Genomic DNA, 17,737 nt, shown 5'->3' on the forward strand with positions numbered 1-17,737 from the left:
GCACAAAACATGCACCGGAAGGAGGGCGTTCATCAACCTATACGAGTTACCCGAGCTCTTTCATGAAATGAGCAAACGAGATGATGCCTTCTGGCCACGGCCCCTGACCGCTTTCAGAATTGATATGGCCACTTTCACCAGCATCTTGCAAACGTGCATTCCAGAGCTTGGCAAGCTGCTCAGCACGTTCATAAGTGCAGTACGGATCATTGCGGCTCGCCACAACCTTGGCATGGAACGGCAGCGGAGAGGTTGGAAACGGGCCAAAGCTATGCAACTCAGCAGGCACGCATGAGCTGTCATCAACATCTGCAGGCGCAACCAGATAAGCACCCTTCACCCAATTCTTGATGCGAGGCGCAGCATGAACCACTGCAGCAACACCAGCGGAATGTGCAACAAGCACCACCGGACGCGTAGCTTCCTCGACCGCTTTCACAACGGCATTCACCCATTCCTCAAGGTCTGGCTTGCTCCAACTGCTCTGCTCAACGCGCCGACCAGTGGAGAATTTGGTTTCCCAACGGCTTTGCCAGTGGTTTGCGTCGGAGCCATGCAGGCCGGGGACAATGAGAATGTCCGCCTCAGAAATCTTCATAGGGTTCCTCAATACGTGGTCGTGCTAAAAAGTCTGGCAGCTTAATAGGACGAAAATACCCAGTTTTCAAAGCGCCAGCCCAATCTCCACGTTGATTACGCGCAGCTTTTCTACTGGCATGGTCCCAATCGTAGTTCACCATCCGCTCTTCAAAGGACCATCGCGTCCCAACCCGGGTCACAATCATATACCGCGCATGGGGGCTTCCAACTTCCATCGTATGTGCATGAGGCTTGTCATCATCATAGGCTGGCAGCCCAACACTGCCTGCGTTCATCACGATTTGTCCGGTCGTTTCCAACCAGATGACCCGAGGGATATGGGAGTGCCCACAAACAACCAATGGAGACGTCACATTTCCAACGTGCTCTAACACGTATTCCGGTGATGCAATTTTGGTGTGGTCCCCACAAAGTTCTTCGGTGAGATAAACATTATCAGCTGACGGCGTCCCATGGCACAGGAACACATTCTCGATATGCTCCATTTGCGTTGGCAGTTGTTTCAGCCACGCTTTGGATTCGTCAGAAAGCAGCGAATAAGCATGTGCATCACTTAGCCCCATTTTGGATTGGACATGGTCCACCAAATGTCGGTCATGATTGCCGCGCACAGTCAGCCAGTTTTCCGCAATGAGGTACTGAGCCGTTTCCTCTGGCCACAACGGCCCCGAAACACAATCTCCCAGATTAAACACCAGATCCGGTGACTTCCGCTTGATGTCGCGATGAACAGCTTCCAGAGCAGGCAGGTTACCGTGAATGTCCGAAATAACCGCAATTCTCATAGTCATGACTCCTGATCGGCATTAGTGCCATTAAAACCAAGAAAGACCATGTTGTCAGCGAGGTTCGCCCAGCAGTGTCAAAACATTGCCAAACGGATCATGAAAATGTGCAAGAACTCCGCCCCACACCTGCTTTTCAGGCGGGTTGGTAAAGGCAACGCCTTTTTCACAAAGGCGCTCATAAGTATCAACAATGTCATCAACCTGAAGAGATGCACCGAGAAAACGACCAATGTATTCTTGGTCTTCCTCGTTATGCGCTTGCTCGATAATGAGCTCTGCATTGTCAAGCTTGGCACCAAACGCGCCAAGCTCTGGCATATCCCAGTTAAGAGGAAGGCCGAGCGTTTCGGCATAAAACTCCCTGGCCTTTTCGATATCACTCACGAAAATCCGCAGACCATAAAGCTTCATCTTCCCCTCCACTGCTGTGCACGGGCGCCTTAGGCTTCGCCAAAGACCCGCTTAAAGATCACATCGACATTCTTGGTGTGGTAACCAAGGTCAAAGCGCTCACGAATTTGCTCTTCAGAAAGATGCTTGCGAACGTCTTCATCCGCCAGCAATTCAGTCAGGAAGTCCACCTTAGCATCGCCAGAAACCTGGTAGCTGTCCCAGACCTTCATCGCATTGCGCTGAACAAGGCGATAGCTGTCTTCACGAGACGCACCAGCCTGTGTCAGTGCCAGCAAAATGCGCTGCGAGTGCACCAGACCACCAAGGCGATCCATGTTACCCATCATACGCTCTGGGTAAACCATCAGATTTTCCATAACGTTTGTCAGGCGCGCCAAAGCAAAGTCCAGCGTAACAGTCGCATCAGGACCGATCATACGTTCAACGGAAGAGTGCGAAATATCGCGCTCATGCCACAGTGCAACGTTCTCCATCGCTGGCAATGCGTAAGAGCGAACCATACGAGCAAGACCAGTCAGGTTCTCGGTCAGCACCGGGTTCCGCTTATGCGGCATAGCAGAAGAACCCTTCTGGCCTTTGGAGAAGAACTCCTCAACTTCCAGAACTTCTGTGCGCTGCAAATGACGAACTTCAGTCGCCAGACGCTCAACGGAAGACGCAATCACACCCAGAACTGCGAAGAACATGGCATGACGGTCACGAGGAACAACCTGCGTAGACACCGGCTCAGCACCAAGGCCCAGCTTCTCAGCAACATGCTCTTCAACACGCGGGTCAATGTTTGCAAATGTGCCAACTGCACCGGAAATAGCGCAGGTCGCGATCTCTTCACGAGCCAGTTCAAGACGCTTCTTACAGCGATCAAACTCAGCATACGCCTGCGCCATTTTCAGACCAAAGGTCACTGGCTCAGCATGAATACCGTGGGAACGGCCGATAGTTACGGTGTCTTTGTGCTCATAAGCACGGCGCTTCAAAGCAGCCAGCAGCTTTTCCATGTCGGCCAGCAGAAGGTCTGCAGCGCGAACCAGCTGAACGTTGAAGCAAGTGTCCAGAACGTCAGAAGAGGTCATGCCCTGGTGCACAAAGCGTGCTTCCGGACCAACGATTTCAGCAAGATGCGTCAGGAACGCAATCACATCGTGCTTGGTTTCACGCTCGATCTCATCAATCCGCGCAATGTCGAAGGTAGCTGGACCACCCTTCTCCCAAATCTTCTCAGCAGATTCTTTTGGGATCACACCCAGCTCTGCCAGAGCATCACAAGCATGAGCTTCAATCTCAAACCAGATGCGGAATTTCGTTTCAGGAGACCAAATAGCGACCATGTCAGGACGCGAATAGCGCGGGATCATGCCAGTCCTCGTATGCGTTACAATTCTGTCGCAGGATGTAGCAGGACAGGCTCCCTAGAACAATGCCAGAAAGCTCCGGCAATGCCGAAAAAACGCGTTTTTTAGAGAATTCAACGTTGCTATGCGCACTATGAATATTTCTTCATCGCCCGAAAAAAGAACCTGCAATCTTCAGTCAACTTGTCTGCAACGAAACACAATCAAATCCAGAATGGAAATCCCCCTTGGGTGGCATCTGTTGCATACTAATTTATGACCAACTTGAGCTCTGCAAAACTTTCCTTATGCTGAGCATCTAAGACGTTTCAAAGTGGTTCTTGAGGGGGAAGTCACATGCAGCTGGGTGCATTTTCAATCAGCCTGACGGTTAAGGACATCAAAGCATCAATCTCGTTTTATCAAAAGCTCGGCTTCGCATGCGATCCCGGTTGTGATGGTACAGATGGCTGGGCGATCATGAAAAATGGCGAGACAATCATTGGGCTGTTTCAGGGAATGTTTGAAAAGAACATGCTCACCTTCAATCCAGGATGGGATCAGGAAGCACAAGCCCTCGATAAGTTCCTCGATGTGAGGGAACTCCAAAAGCGCTTGAAAGCTGATGGCATTGAAGTTCACGGACAAGAAGCAGACGAGACCACATCTGGTCCGGCAAGCTTTACTGTGATTGATCCGGATGGAAACCCTATCCTAATAGACCAACACCGCTAGTGGGCAAAGGGTCAGCAGCAAACAAGAGAGCCAGCAAAGTCATATTATAACTCCGACAAACGTTGAGCTTCAGTAAGCTACTCAGTTCCCTCTACACTCCTCTCAATAATCCAGTGAGGTTTGTGAGTGACTGTGCCTTCAAGTGAATTAGCCAATACCAGAGCCTGTTACCTGGAGTCCGACACCCCGGACAGGCAAGCGCATTTCATCGAAAGTACATTCTTCCTCCGCGACGATGGAACTCTCTCTGCCCAAAGCAAGGGCAACTTCGCCTTCTCCCTATGCTTCGCTGCGGTTCGAACATAACGCATTAAGAACTGGCATAATCGCCACCTGACATATTCAGATAGACATTTTCGGAGATAAAATGAGTGAGTTTACGCCTCGATTTGCAGGCTATGAGAAGAAAGTAAGAGACAGCTTTGCCCGCCAGCCAGCCATGGCCTCATTGGGTATTGAGATTGCCAGAGTAGAACCCGGCATCGTCGAGCTGACCATGCCGTACAACAAAGATTTTACCCAGCAACACGGCTTCCTCCATGCTGGCATCGTCACCACAGCCCTCGACAGCGCAGCCGGATACGCAGCTTTCTCTCTGATGGATGAAGATGCTGCTGTACTTACTATCGAACTCAAAACCAATCTGATGAACCCTGCTGCAGGTGAGTATTTTGTATTCCGCGCAAAGGTCGAGAAACCAGGCCGCACAATCACCTTCGTCAACGCCACCGCCTACGCAATCAAGGACGGCACTGAAAAGAAGGTCGCCACGCTATCGGGCACTATGATGTCCATCCGCGGCAGAGCCGACGTTCAACAGTAGAGAGTTACCGAACCAATCTAAGGCTATTCATCTCGCTTGGGCTTAGCGACTAGATGGAAAGCCATAGATGCAACTTTAAAGATTAATATACAGACTACCACGATTGCCATGTAGCCAACTGTGGTAGATACCTCCACCCACAGCGCGATAGCCGAGCCACCAAAAAAGCCAGCAACTCCGGCTCCTCCCCATTTGTTAATCATCTCAGGCACTGAGCTTCACTCCAAATACTGTAAGCACGCCACTACCAAATGCATCTGCAAAAAATGCAATTTCCCGCTTAAGCACTTCGATATCTATAGTCCGATCTTTCCAGAGTTTTGGATTCTGTTCAATTCTTCTCTTCCATGCTCTCATCATCCGGTTGGCATGATCTGGCAACGTGGCACGAGAAAAATCGAGTACAAATCCCAAACGCGAGGATCCTGAATGCATAATCGATGAAAAAGCGATCAAATACGGCCCCTTACCGAAACCAAAATCTTCATTTCCAGATTGCTGGCGAACTAAATTTATGACTTCTTGAGCAACAGATAAATCGTAATGTTCAACAGCCAATTCACATAATTTTGGAGAGTAACGCGCATGATTTAGTCGTGCTGCGTCGGCTTTCGAATCTACTGGCCACCTCAACACGATTTCACTTCCCGAGGTATTAGGCCTCGAGGGGACAAGCGCAGCGAGAAAAGCTTCGCAAAACATGAGGTGACGAGAGAGAGCGGCATTTGTATATTTTTGAGGAAAAATCACAAACCCGTAACCAGGCCAGTTTTTGTCAAACGCATTTTCTGGTGCCGTGAACTCTCGTGTTTTATGGATTGCTTGATCAAAGTTCGCGCAACCGAAAAGAAGCATCAGCAATGAAAAGACAGGAAGAAATCTCATAATCAACAACCACAACTTCATTAGTAACTTAACGTAATCTAACCAAACTTTAGTATTCCGTAAACACAACAAAAAAGGCGAGAGCCAAAGCCCCCGCCTCCTAATTCAAACTAGATAGACCTTACGCCTTATCCATCTCTTCCAGTTCATCAATGAACCGCTCAATCACAGCCAGACCTTTCTGCCAGAAGGCAGGGTCGGTTGCGTCCAGACCGAAAGGCGCCAGCAGTTCGCTGTGGTGCTTGGTGCCGCCCGCTTTCAGCAGATCAAAATACTTCTGCTGGAAGCCATCCTCGGCTTCTTCGTAAACCGCATAGAGCGAGTTCACTAGGCAATCACCGAAGGCATAAGCGTAAACGTAGAACGGCGAATGGATGAAATGCGGAATGTAAGTCCAGAAGTTCTCATAGCCACCTTCCAGATCAATTGCTTCACCGAGGCTTTCTTCCTGAACACCCATCCAGATCGCAGAGATCTGCTCAGCGGTCAGCTCGCCTTCCTTACGCAGTTCATGCAACTGACGCTCAAAGGTATAGAACGCAATCTGGCGCACAACCGTGTTCAGCATGTCTTCCACTTTGGCAGCCAGCATGATCTGACGCTTTTCAGGTGTCTCTGCCTTCGCGAGCAGATCCTTGAAGGTCAGCATCTCACCAAACACTGAAGCGGTCTCAGCCAGTGTCAGCGGGGTCGGTGCCATCAGCGCACCATTTGGCGCTGCAAGAACCTGATGAACACCATGTCCAAGTTCATGCGCCAGTGTCATCACATCGCGAATTTTGCCTTGATAGTTGATCAGCACAAACGGGTGTGCGCTTGGCACGGTCGGATGAGAAAACGCACCAGGTGACTTACCCGGACGGGATGCAGCATCAATCCAGTTTTTATTGAAGAACTGCCCTGCAATTTCAGAAAGCTCCGGCGAGAATTTCGCATAAGCGTCCAGAACCGTGCCTTTTGCTTCATCCCATGGAATATCGCGCGTATCAGCTTGCGGCAACGGGGCGTTACGATCCCAGAAGTTCATTTTCTCAACGCCAAGCCACTTGGCTTTCATCGCATAATAACGGTGCGACAAACGCGGATAAGCAGCACGGACTGCATCAACCAGCGCATCAACAACTTCACGCTCAACACGGTTGGCAAGGTGGCGGCTGTCAGCAATATCATCAAAGTTATGCCAGCGGTCGTAAGTATCTTTATCTTTCGCCAGCGTGTTCATGATCAGCGTAAAGATGCTCAGATTTTTGCCGAACGTTTTCGCAAGCGCTTCAGCAGCCTTCTTGCGCATGTCCCCGTCAGGTCCTTGCAGCAAGTTCAAGGTCTGCTCAATGGAAAGCTCCTCACCATCAATCTCATAACGAGAACCAGAAATTGTCTCATCAAACAACCGGTTCCAGGCGGCAGCACCGGTCACGTGCTTCTCATGAAACAGCTGCTCAATTTCCTCACTGCGTTCATGCGGGCGTTCTTTGCGCAGGTCTTCCAACCAGGGGCGATAATACGCCAGTTTTTCAGAGTTCAGCGCTTTTTCCAGAACCTCGTCTTCAATCTTGTTCATCTCAAGCGAGAAGAACAGCATGTGAAGGCTCGCAGTCGTCAGCTTTTCCTGCACATCGCCATAAAATTTCTGACGAGCTGGATCTGTTGTGATGCTGGTGTAAGCCAGACCGGCAAAAGAGCCGATACGCCCCATCAGATCTTCAAGTTCCTCATAACGACGCACAACTTCGGCGAGCTCATCGCCAGAACGTGTTGCAATTTCAGCAAGCTTGCCTTTGCAGTCTGCTTCAAACTGCTCTGCCAGTTCTTTCGCACGCGCCATATCCTGATCAATCGCAGGATCATCAATAGAGCTGTAAAAAACTGAAAGGTCCCACTCCGGCAGTTCACCAAGGGCAGAGCCTGCCATGGCTGCATCAGCGCTTTGATAGGTGATGGAAAATGGAGTGACGTGCTTGAGTGTCATATGAGCGTCCGATTATGGGATGGCATTGCGCCAGAAAAGAAACCTGAGGTCTGCAAAACAAGTTCTGCAGTACACTGTTTTAATATGCGTCCAATCCTTACACATGCAATGGCGTCTTTTAACAAGATCCCCAAAATGAAGTGGGCAATTTGTTTACCAAATTAGGTGCAGGATGACCTGAATTGGCACACTATGCATTACTGCCCAATCGATTTGAAGGGATTTCCCATGGCACAGCGCATTTTGATCGTAGATGACGATCCGGTCCAACGACGCTTGCTGGAAGAAGCCGTAAAGCGGTTTGGGTACCGTTCTAAAAGCTGTGTCGATGGTCGCGAAGCGCTGGAAATCCTTACAGGAAGCGCACAATCAGAAATCGATCTGGTTATCCTTGATCTGATGATGCCAGAAGTTGATGGCTTTCAAGTCCTGAAAGAAACCCGCGACGCAAAGAATGCAGTCCCTGTCATTGTTCAAACAGCCAACGGCAGCATTGAAACTGTCATCGAAGCTATGCGCGCTGGTGCACAGGATTTCGTTGTAAAACCAAGCCGTCCTGAGCGCTTGCAGGTCTCCATCACCAACCTTCTCAAAGTTGCGACGCTGGAAGGTGAACTCACCCGCATCCGCAAACACACAGAGGGCACCCTCACCTTTGATAATATCGTCACGCGGTCTGAGCCGATGGATCGTGTCCTGCGACTGGGCGAAAGAGCTGCCTCCTCCAACATTCCAATCCTCATCGAAGGTGAGTCTGGTGTTGGTAAAGAGCTGATTGCGCGCGCTATTCAAGGTTCCAGCGAGCGTCGGTCCAAGCCGTTTGTCACCGTAAACTGCGGCGCTATTCCAGACCACCTGGTGGAATCCATTCTCTTCGGTCACGAGAAAGGTGCATTCACCGGCGCTGTTGATAAACACATGGGCAAGTTTCAGGAAGCCAGCGGCGGGACCCTCTTCTTAGACGAAGTCGGCGAGCTCCCACTGGAAGTGCAGGTAAAACTCCTGCGCGCGCTGCAAGAAGGGGAAGTTGACCCAGTTGGCGCACGTAAGCCGATAAAAGTCGATTTCCGCCTGATCTCAGCAACAAACCGACGTCTGATCGATCAGGTGAAAGAAGGTAAGTTCCGGGAAGATCTGTATTATCGCCTCAACGTCTTCCCTATCTGGATCCCTCCCCTACGAGATCGTAGTGAGGATATCCCTGAGCTTACCCGTCATTTCCTGGCGCGTTTTGCTGCAGAAGAAAGCAAGCCTCAAGTCACGGGCATCACATCTAACACAGTCAATATGCTTAAGAGTTATGACTGGCCTGGCAACATTCGCCAACTTGAAAACGCAGTATTCCGCGCCGTTGTCCTGTGCGATGGTCCAAGCCTGACATGCGATGACTTCCCGCAAATAGCTCAAGCGACTGATACGCCAATGAGTTACGTGGCAGCACCGCCTGCCGGAAACAAAGAACCGCAAGCTGACGTCTATTCTTCATCCCTAAGTGTAGCGAGTAAATGGGAGGAACAGCAGGACGAACGATTTCTTCAGGTCGAGGCCGTTTCAGCCTTCGACGCGGAGCAACCTCCCTTTGGATATATGCGATCACTCGATGGCGAAGGCCACGTGCGTACGCTCATCAGTGTTGAAGAGGAAATGATCCGGACAGCGATCTCCCATTACGGAGGCCGCATGACCGAGGTTGCCAAGCGTTTGGGCATCGGGCGCTCAACGCTTTATCGCAAGCTGAAGGAATACGGTCTGGAAGAAACTCCGGAAAGCAAAACTGCGCACTAAAGCTCAGTTTGCAGGATGGTTAGAAGCGAATGGGTAAGTCTCACGCAAGCCACAGGCACGCGTGCATCTCAATAAATCGATAAAGCATAGCGACTAACAAAAAACCGTGGGTTTAAGTTCATATCACTGATCCTTGAATTTAAAACATCACGCTGTCGTGCTATCTCAAAACGCATTAGTGTATATGCGTAATAAATATAAGTTTGGGCAAAACAACACTCTTAATTTTTGAGGCACTCTTCTTGTGCCTATAAAGATCAAAGAGTTATCAGGTGGGTAGTCATAAATGTTTGGTAGAACGAGCACATCAGCATTGCTCGCAGGGGCAGTTATTGCGCTTTCGTCAACTATGTATTCTGCGCAAGCCGCAATTCCTGACAATTTTGACGAGCAGCTCGAGCAAGTAAACCTCGCTAAGTCAAATCCTGTTGCGCAGGAAATTCAGCAGGCGCTTAGCAAAAAACACCGCCGCCAGAACTTCCATGCAAAACGCGAAGCAGCAGCTGCAAAACTGTTCTACGAAAACAGAAGCTTCCAGCCCGCCTGGATCCTGAAAGGCAAGCTCTCCACCAGCGCTTTGTCCGTTATGGAAACTCTGCAATCAGCCGATAAAGAAGGCCTGCACGCCGCCGACTACCCGGTGCCAGCAGCAGGCTTCAATGCAGATGGCAAAGCAACCCCAGAGCAAATCGCGGAAGCAGAACTTGAGCTGACCCATTCGATCCTCAAATACGCAGAGGATGCTCAGGCAGGCCGCGTCAGCCCCTATGCGATTTCCGAGGACATTACCCTTCGTCCGGAAAGACCAGACCCGATTGAAGCGCTGACATCCATAGCGCACTCGGTTGCTCCGGCAAAAACTCTTGCGGCCTTCAACCCTCCGCATCCAGAATACAAAGCGCTGAAAAAGCAGCTAGCCGAACTAAGAGAACACACTGAAAATGGCAGCCTTGAAAAGCAAGTTGTCATTCCAGCCGGCAAAGTCCTGAAAGTTGGAGTAAAGAGCTCCCGCGTTGCCGTTCTTCGCGAACGCCTGAGTGTTCCGACAGTGGAATCTCAGATGAACGTCTATACGCAAGATCTGGCTTATGCCGTTGAAGCCTTCCAGGCTGCAAACGGCTTGCATCCAGATGGCGCGGTTGGCCCACGCACACTGCTTGCCCTCAATGGACGCGTCAGTGGCGACCCAATCAATGACGTTATTGCAAACATGGAACGCTGGCGCTGGATGCCGCGCGAGCTGGGCGAAACCCATCTGCGCGTGAATATTCCAGAGTTCATGGTTCGTTTGAACATGGATGGCTTTGTTCTTTATGAAACCCGCGTCGTTGTTGGAAAACGCTCCAACAAAACACCGGTCTTTTCAGACAAGATGCAGCATGTGATCGTAAATCCATACTGGAACGTCCCATATTCCATCGCATCAAAAGAACTTTTGCCGGAACTGCGCGCAAGCAACCCACAAAGCTACCTGCAAAAGGGCAACTACGAGATCGTGTATGGCGGCAAGATCGTTGATCCTCGCCGTGTGAACTGGGATGCCGTGACCTTCAAGCAGATCCGCATCCGTCAGCGTCCGGGACGCGGCAACGCGCTTGGCAAAATCAAGTTCATGTTCCCGAACAAACACAACGTGTACTTGCACGACACGCCGTCCAAATCGCTGTTCAACCGGTCTGAGCGCGCCTTCTCACACGGCTGTGTTCGCGTGCAGAACCCGTTTGAGTTTGCTGACGCCTTGATGGCCACGCAAAACACGATGACGGGTAATTACATCCGCTCACTTGTCGGCAAGAAGCAGACCCAGGTGAATTTGCAAAGGGATATCCCCGTGCATATCTCCTACTTCACCGCATTTGTGGATGAAGCTGGAAAGCTGCAAAGACGTCCGGATATCTACGGACATAACCAGGCGACGATCGACGCTCTGAATCTTTAAAATTGTCACTATCCACATGTATCCACAGTAATATGACGACTTATGCGTGCGGATTCGCGCGCATTTGTCGCATGTAAATAGCGGTTTCTGGCAAAAAACTTGGATTGTTGCCGTGAAGTCACTAGTTCGCGTTAATTGTAACTAAAGTAAAGGCTCATTAACCTTGTCCGCACTAGATAAAGAGGTGGGGCTCTGGGGTAAGGTTTTAGCCGATAACGCGAAAGCGAGATTCAATTGCGTGACATGATTGCATTCGGGCGCTCGGACTTTGGTAAACGTCTGCCTGGCATTTCAATGCTGGTCGCAGCGGTTCTTTGTGCGCTCTTCCTCACCTCAATTGCTTCGGCCAGTGCGAGCACACGCACGCTCAAGCTGTACTTCACCCACACGAAAGAGCGGGCGGAAATTACCTTCAAGCGGAATGGCCGCTATGACAAAGAAGGCCTTCGCAAGCTCAATAATTTCCTTCGGGATTGGCGCCAAAAAGAGCCAACGAAAATGGATCCTGAACTGTTTGACCTCATATGGGGAGTGTACCAGAAAGCAGGCACAAGCAAGTACATCCATGTTGTCTCAGCTTATCGGTCGCCTAAAACCAACAACATGCTCCGTAAGCGCTCCAGTGGTGTGGCTAAAAACAGCCAGCACACCAGAGGCCGCGCAATGGACTTCTTCATTCCCGGTGTAAGCACAGCCAAACTACGTGCGCTTGGTTTGCGCCAGCATGTTGGCGGCGTTGGCTACTACCCACGCTCAAACACGCCGTTTGTTCACATGGACACCGGCTCTGTGCGCCACTGGCCACGCATGAGTCGCTCTCAACTGGCAAAGGTATTTCCAAAGGGTGACACCATTCATGTCCCTTCCGATGGAAAACCTATGGCGCGTTACAAGCAGACACTTGCTGCTGTAAAACGGAAAGATTCAGGCCGCTCAACCAGCGTTGCCAGTCGTTCCACGTCATCATCTAAAGCAAGTGCTCGGGCAAGCTCGTCTAACAGTGGTGGAAGCTTCTTCTCCCGCTTGTTCAGCAATTCAGGTAGCAACGAAGGAAGTAAACCGGCACCAACTCCGGCAACAAAAGCACCAAAAGTGCGTGAGCCAGATCCAAGCCGCCGGGTAGAAACCGAGTTCAACGCTATTCCGCAGCCTAAAGTGGCGTTGCTGGCAACTCAGCCAGCAGCAAGCCCGGTTCCAGAAGCAGCTTCTCCTGCCGTTTTGGCTTCAGCAACACCATATGCAAAGCCACAGGATGAGAGTGAGGCTACGCCTGCACCAACGGAGCAGAATCTCAATCTGTTTGCCTCCGCTCGTCCGCGCATAAAACCGCAACAAATCCTTCAGGTCGCCGCTTTGCCGGCGGCCACCCCTGCAGCTCAAAAGCGGGCTCAAGTCATTCCACCAAAAGTGGAAACACCGAAGGATGGCATTGCAGCGATCATTGCAGCAACTGGCGAGCAAACACCTGATAGCCTGCGTCCTCTTGTAGGCGCACAGCTTGCCTACGCCTCTCCTACCGCGACTGCAGATCTACCAAAGAGCAAGTTCAACAAAAAAACTGCGCTCTCCGCACAGGCACTCTTTGCAGAGCAGCGTCTGCCAGATTTAATTCCGAAATCACAACCAGCTCAACAGACTGTTGTGACAAAGGCCCCGGCCTACGGATCACCGTTGGTAGGTTTCCATTCAGCTCCAGAGCCAAACGCAGTGCTGATGCTTGATCCAACATGGACAGCAAGAAACCGTCGGACCATCACCATGCAGCACCCAGACCAGAACCAACTGGTAGTTCTGATGAGCCCTGTAACAACGGTTTTAAAGGACGCTCTGACCCAAACGCCATATCGCTCAATTCGCAAACGGATCAACCGCGGATCAGCAATCGCATGGCTGGACTCAATCTACACAGGCGAGATGAAAGTCTCCTCCAGATAGACGTTGTAATGAATGCTCGTCAACACGGCATCAAAATGCCGTGGAAGCACTCTCCTGTCCTCAGCTAGCTCAGCCTATATCAACAAAGCCAATCAGCACTGCCCGTTCAGGTACTGCTCAACTACGCCCCCTCGCAAACACAAAAAAGGCCCCTCACCGCAGTAAGGAGCCTCTTTCAGAACTCGTGCTAAGAAGCAGCTCGCGCATACACACGCGTTGCTCTCACCAGTTGGAGCGCTTATGCGTCTTCCATTACTGGGCCAGCCATGCCGAGCGCATGCAGGTAAAGATCGAGGATTGCCTCTTCTTCTTCACGCTCATGCGGCTTACGCTTACGCAAAGAAACGATTTTGCGCATCACCTTCACGTCAAAGCCGTTACCCTTAGATTCCGCGTAAACATCCTTGATGTCATCCGCGATAACTTTTTTCTCTTCTTCAAGACGTTCAATACGTTCAATAAATGCGCGCAGCTGATCTGCTGCTACACCACCGGCATCTGACATATGAAATCCACCTTACGTTCGTGCGAAACACCATTAACCTTGTTGTCTTGCTGCCAGAACTGAGCACACGGGTCAACCGTTCACGACCTCTTTTCAGCAACCTTTACAGGTTCTGGGGGATGAACTGAATTTCAATGGGAATATAAAACAGTTGCCTCAATTGCCGCACAATCTATTGGCACTCACCTGACGGAAATTCACCTTAGCATTGTGGCCTGTTTTCTCTATCTGACATTCATTGTCAGGTAGCCTTTACAGGTTGCCATAAAAATAAGTGCCGCTACGTACGCATTGATACCGCAGTCAAAACATACTCACAATTGTCCAAAGATAAATCTGCGCGACAAATTCGCCAGCTAAATATATCAGCGAACCAGCCTACTAACTAAAAGTCTTCACTCGGAAATTTAAGATAACAAATTCGAAATTTCCATTCAGCGGAACATTTGCCTCAATCAAAACCCGACAAAGTGTCGCAGCATCAAGAAACAACTTTCGGCTCCGCTACGTAATACGAGTTTTGCTAATCTCCTGATGCTCATTATTGAGCGGTCCAAACCGGACAATTGTCCGAAATGATGTTTATCTCTTTGTCTTATCTTTCAAAAAATCACAGCCAAAAAAGGGAGGAACTGTGGGAGGTAACACTGTTTTTTGGCTTTTCGCTTGATTCCATGTAGAACTCAGGCCAATAAAGATATTCAGATTCCTAGAGGTAAGGTCCGACTTTTGGATCATATTTCAAATGTTGACGGGGGTCGTCCACACTCATCCAGAGTAAGGGTGGCGCAACCAAAGCATGACATGTCGGGTTTAAGCCAATTCATCATCCTGCCGTTTTTGCATGGTCAATGGTGAGCTGGGGCAACGTTCTTTACTCAGAACAACCTGTATTACCCTTTAGTCGTGCTCGAAATCACGTCGGCCATGGGCTGAACCACGTTGACAAGGGCATCAACTGAACGCATTAAACTGCCGTTTGTAGCTGTACATATGACTGTTATGAGAACATCCAGAAACGACTTCGCATCTGCTGTAATAAACCGTTTTCGGAAAAATTCACTGGCTCTTGCCTGTGTTGCTTTTGGAGTTCTGAGCTTTCAGCAGATCCCCTCTGCTAAAGCGGACTTTCGTGCATGCAATAAGACCGAAAGCACAGTTAACATCGCAATAGGCTACCGCGATGGCGCCGATTGGATCACCGAAGGATGGTGGACCATCGACAAAAACACCTGCGACACACTGGTGTCCGGGGATTTGGCGTCACGCTACTATTACTTGTACGCAGTACAAACGGATCAAAATGGCGAATGGGATGGCAAGGCGTATATGTGTGTACGTCAAAAAAAGTTCACCATTCGCGGTATAGAAGACTGTGTCGCTCGCGGTTATGAGCGAACAGGTTTCTTTGAAATAGATACAGGCGAGCAAAGCAGCTGGACGGTCCAGCTGACGGAGCCGGTAGAGCAAGGAACAGGTGGACGATGAAGCGTAATAGACGGGTCAAAATTCTAGCAACTCTCGGCCCGGCGTCTTCCGAAAAAGAAGCAATCAAAAAGCTATGGCTTGCAGGTGCAGATGTTTTCCGCATCAACATGAGCCATTCCTCCCACGAAGTTCTCAACAATTTGGTTGGTCGCATCCGCGAAGTAGAAGCAGAAGTAGGCCGTCCAATCGGCATTCTCGCTGACTTGCAGGGTCCTAAACTGCGCGTTGGCACTTTCGCAGATGACGCAAAGCCAGTTCTAGAAAATGGCGCAACCTTTGTTGTAGACGCAAACGACGCTCCAGGTGACGCATCCCGCGTATACCTCCCACACCCAGAAATTCTTGGCAGCCTCGAAGTTGGCCACCGCCTTCTTGTAGATGATGGCAAAGTTTGCCTGCGTGTAACTGAAGCGTCTCCACAGCGCTGCGTGACCACTGTTGAAGTGGGCGGTAAGATCTCCAACCGTAAAGGCGTTTCTGTTCCAGATACAGAGATCCCTGTTGGTGCATTGACCGAAAAAGACCGCGCAGATCTTCTTGCAGCTCTCGATGCAAAAGTTGACTGGGTCGCACTGTCCTTCGTACAGCGCCCAGAAGACCTCATCGAAGTTCGCAACACCACTCAGGGCCGCGTTGGCGTTCTGGCAAAAATCGAGAAGCCTCAGGCAATTGATCGTCTCTCTGAGATCATCGAGCTGTCCGATGCAATCATGGTTGCCCGTGGTGACCTTGGCGTTGAAATGCCACTTGAGCAGGTTCCAGGCCTTCAGAAGCGTATGATCCGCGCATGCCGCAAAGCTGGTAAGCCAGTTGTTGTTGCAACGCAGATGCTTGAAAGCATGATCACGTCTCCGGTGCCAACCCGCGCAGAAGTTTCTGACGTGGCAAATGCAGTGTTTGAAGGTGCGGACGCAGTGATGCTTTCCGCTGAATCAGCTGCAGGTGACTTCCCGACGGAAGCCGTTACAACCATGGACAAAATCGCCGTGGAGGTTGAGCAGGACGAGAACTACCGTTCCATCATCCACGCTCAACGTACAGAACCAGAAGCAACCGGCGCTGACGCAATCACTGCTGCAGCTCACCAGGTCGCTGAAACTCTGGATCTGGCAGCGATTATTTCCTACACCGCATCTGGTGGCACAGCACTGCGCGCATCCCGCGAGCGTCCTGCAACACCAATCATTGCGTTCTCTCCTGAAATCTCCACGGTTCGCCGCCTGACCATCGGTTGGGGTCTGCACTGTGTTGCCAATCAGGATGCTGCGACTGAGGAAGATCTCATCGATCGCGCATGCTGCCTTGCAAACACTGAAGGTTTTGCAAAGCCAGGTCAGCGCGTTCTGGTTTCCGCTGGTGTTCCATTCGGCACCCCGGGTTCCACAAACATGCTGCGTATCGCATTCGTGGGTTCCAAAGACGCTTAAGTCGTCAAAGAACACATCTTAAAGCAATAAAAAGCCCGTGATTTCGTATCACAGGCTTTTTTCTTTCAATCGATTAAATGAGCTTGCTCCAACGCAACGAACTTCACAAAACACAGCCTTGCTTTAAAACGCCCATTTGAAGTCTGTGAGCCATTCACTCTCACTCCAAAGACGACGAGCAACCTCTGGGTTCAGCGCATGGCTAGCGATCTGCGCTTTTCCAACCGGTCCAACAGTCTCCATGCGCTTTGTTGGGCCATAGTAGCCATTCGGCTCAACTTCCACTCCAGCCGCAGCAAGCACCGTTGGCAATGCACCTCGCTCAGCAGACTGCGCGAACATGCTATTCATCCACTTGTACGCCATGCTCATCCAACCTGTCGGACCTGTACTCTGCAAATTAGTGGCTGAATAACCTGGATGCCCCATAGCTACAAACGAAGCACTCCCCGCATCCGACAGACGTCGCTGAAGCTCCAGTCCAAACATCAAAGTGGCCAGCTTACTTTGCGAGTAGGCTTTCATAGGCGCATAATTTTCACGCATCATCAGGTCGTTAAAGTTGATCTTCCCCATTTTGTGCACAAGGCTGGCAACCACAACAAATCTACCCTTTGCAGCTTCAACATTAGGTTTGAGCAAGCCTGACCATAGAAAGTGCCCCAGATGGTTGGTCGCAAACTGCAACTCATACCCATCAACACTCTTCAACTCCGGTGTCTGCATAATACCAGCGTTATTGATGAGAGCATCAATCTTGGTGTATCGTGAAGCGACGATTTCCGCTGCATGGCGAACAGACGAGAGATCGCTCAAGTCCAGCTGGACCAGATCTACTCTTCCTTTCGCCTGAGTTCGCAACGCTTGCTGGGCAGCTGAACCTTTTTCAGCATTCCGACAGGCAATAACAACATCACCACTCGCTTTCGCAAGCATCCTTGCCGCTTCAAGGCCAATACCGGAGTTACCGCCTGTTATGATATAAGTTTTACCCTCAAGAGAAGGCAGTTTATCCGCAGTCCAGTTGGATACTGCGCTGCTCTTGTTCACTGTGCTCATTAAATTCTCCACTGCGCGGCACCTGTTCGTGCCGCATAATAAAGTTGACAATAA

At 50.5% G+C, this 17,737-nt stretch carries 15 protein-coding genes; 7 read left to right on the forward strand and 8 right to left on the reverse strand.

Going from position 1 to position 17,737, the window contains the following annotated elements:
- Positions 1-46 precede the first annotated feature (46 nt).
- From PsAD46_RS25950 to purB, 4 genes are read right to left on the reverse strand one after another with little or no spacing between them, the layout of a single operon-like run.
- Positions 47-598 carry an alpha/beta hydrolase gene (locus PsAD46_RS25950; RefSeq protein ID WP_063290258.1) on the reverse strand — a complete coding sequence of 184 codons (552 nt, stop codon included), beginning with the start codon at positions 596-598 and terminating at the stop codon, positions 47-49.
- Positions 585-1,385: a metallophosphoesterase family protein gene (locus PsAD46_RS25955; protein ID WP_063308203.1), complete on the reverse strand. Its 801-nt coding sequence runs from the start codon at positions 1,383-1,385 to the stop codon at positions 585-587. The genes PsAD46_RS25950 and PsAD46_RS25955 overlap by 14 nt, the downstream gene beginning before the upstream one ends.
- A 54-nt stretch (positions 1,386-1,439) precedes the next feature.
- Positions 1,440-1,799 carry a VOC family protein gene (locus tag PsAD46_RS25960; protein WP_063290260.1) on the reverse strand — a complete coding sequence of 120 codons (360 nt, stop codon included), beginning with the start codon at positions 1,797-1,799 and terminating at the stop codon, positions 1,440-1,442.
- Positions 1,800-1,828: 29 nt separating this feature from the next.
- Positions 1,829-3,157 carry an adenylosuccinate lyase gene (purB, locus tag PsAD46_RS25965; protein WP_057462039.1) on the reverse strand — a complete coding sequence of 443 codons (1,329 nt, stop codon included), beginning with the start codon at positions 3,155-3,157 and terminating at the stop codon, positions 1,829-1,831.
- A gap of 333 nt (positions 3,158-3,490) precedes the next feature.
- On the opposite strand from purB, the gene PsAD46_RS25970 reads away from it, so the two are divergent.
- Positions 3,491-3,868 carry a VOC family protein gene (locus PsAD46_RS25970; protein ID WP_063291056.1) on the forward strand — a complete coding sequence of 126 codons (378 nt, stop codon included), beginning with the start codon at positions 3,491-3,493 and terminating at the stop codon, positions 3,866-3,868.
- A gap of 367 nt (positions 3,869-4,235) precedes the next feature.
- The gene (locus tag PsAD46_RS25975; protein ID WP_063291057.1) at positions 4,236-4,691 is read left to right on the forward strand and encodes a PaaI family thioesterase; all 456 of its coding nucleotides are present in this window, start codon (positions 4,236-4,238) and stop codon (positions 4,689-4,691) included.
- 204 nt (positions 4,692-4,895) lie between these two features.
- Here PsAD46_RS25975 and PsAD46_RS25985 read toward each other — a convergent pair whose 3' ends face one another.
- Complete coding sequence (locus tag PsAD46_RS25985; RefSeq protein WP_153040819.1) at positions 4,896-5,576, reverse strand: hypothetical protein; 681 nt, start codon at positions 5,574-5,576, stop codon at positions 4,896-4,898.
- Between the two features lie 121 nt (positions 5,577-5,697).
- Positions 5,698-7,545, reverse strand: coding sequence for a M3 family oligoendopeptidase (locus PsAD46_RS25990; RefSeq protein ID WP_063308204.1), 1,848 nt, complete (start codon positions 7,543-7,545; stop codon positions 5,698-5,700).
- Between the two features lie 228 nt (positions 7,546-7,773).
- On the opposite strand from PsAD46_RS25990, the gene PsAD46_RS25995 reads away from it, so the two are divergent.
- The 3 genes from PsAD46_RS25995 to PsAD46_RS26005 all read left to right on the forward strand — a co-directional run bounded on the left by PsAD46_RS25995 (position 7,774) and on the right by PsAD46_RS26005 (position 13,204).
- Complete coding sequence (locus PsAD46_RS25995) at positions 7,774-9,330, forward strand: sigma-54 dependent transcriptional regulator (RefSeq protein ID WP_063290266.1); 1,557 nt, start codon at positions 7,774-7,776, stop codon at positions 9,328-9,330.
- A gap of 286 nt (positions 9,331-9,616) precedes the next feature.
- Positions 9,617-11,269 carry a L,D-transpeptidase family protein gene (locus PsAD46_RS26000; protein ID WP_208982043.1) on the forward strand — a complete coding sequence of 551 codons (1,653 nt, stop codon included), beginning with the start codon at positions 9,617-9,619 and terminating at the stop codon, positions 11,267-11,269.
- Between the two features lie 243 nt (positions 11,270-11,512).
- Positions 11,513-13,204: a DUF882 domain-containing protein gene (locus PsAD46_RS26005; RefSeq protein WP_063308206.1), complete on the forward strand. Its 1,692-nt coding sequence runs from the start codon at positions 11,513-11,515 to the stop codon at positions 13,202-13,204.
- Positions 13,205-13,442: 238 nt separating this feature from the next.
- Here the strand turns inward: PsAD46_RS26005 and PsAD46_RS26010 are convergent, their stop codons facing one another.
- Positions 13,443-13,709 (reverse strand): DUF2312 domain-containing protein, encoded by a 267-nt coding sequence (locus PsAD46_RS26010; RefSeq protein ID WP_057462047.1) that lies wholly within the window; start codon positions 13,707-13,709, stop codon positions 13,443-13,445.
- Between the two features lie 993 nt (positions 13,710-14,702).
- Between PsAD46_RS26010 and PsAD46_RS26015 the strand changes: the two genes are divergently transcribed.
- On the forward strand, positions 14,703-15,197 hold the full coding sequence (locus PsAD46_RS26015; RefSeq protein ID WP_057462048.1) for a DUF1036 domain-containing protein: 495 nt from the start codon (positions 14,703-14,705) through the stop codon (positions 15,195-15,197).
- Positions 15,194-16,624 carry a pyruvate kinase gene (pyk, locus tag PsAD46_RS26020; protein ID WP_057462049.1) on the forward strand — a complete coding sequence of 477 codons (1,431 nt, stop codon included), beginning with the start codon at positions 15,194-15,196 and terminating at the stop codon, positions 16,622-16,624. The genes PsAD46_RS26015 and pyk overlap by 4 nt, the downstream gene beginning before the upstream one ends.
- A 123-nt stretch (positions 16,625-16,747) precedes the next feature.
- On the opposite strand, the gene PsAD46_RS26025 is transcribed toward pyk, so the two are convergent.
- Positions 16,748-17,683 (reverse strand): oxidoreductase, encoded by a 936-nt coding sequence (locus tag PsAD46_RS26025; protein WP_208982044.1) that lies wholly within the window; start codon positions 17,681-17,683, stop codon positions 16,748-16,750.
- Positions 17,684-17,737 lie beyond the last annotated feature (54 nt).

It is taken from the genome of Pseudovibrio sp. Ad46 (assembly GCF_001623065.1).
GTDB lineage: Bacteria > Pseudomonadota > Alphaproteobacteria > Rhizobiales > Stappiaceae > Pseudovibrio.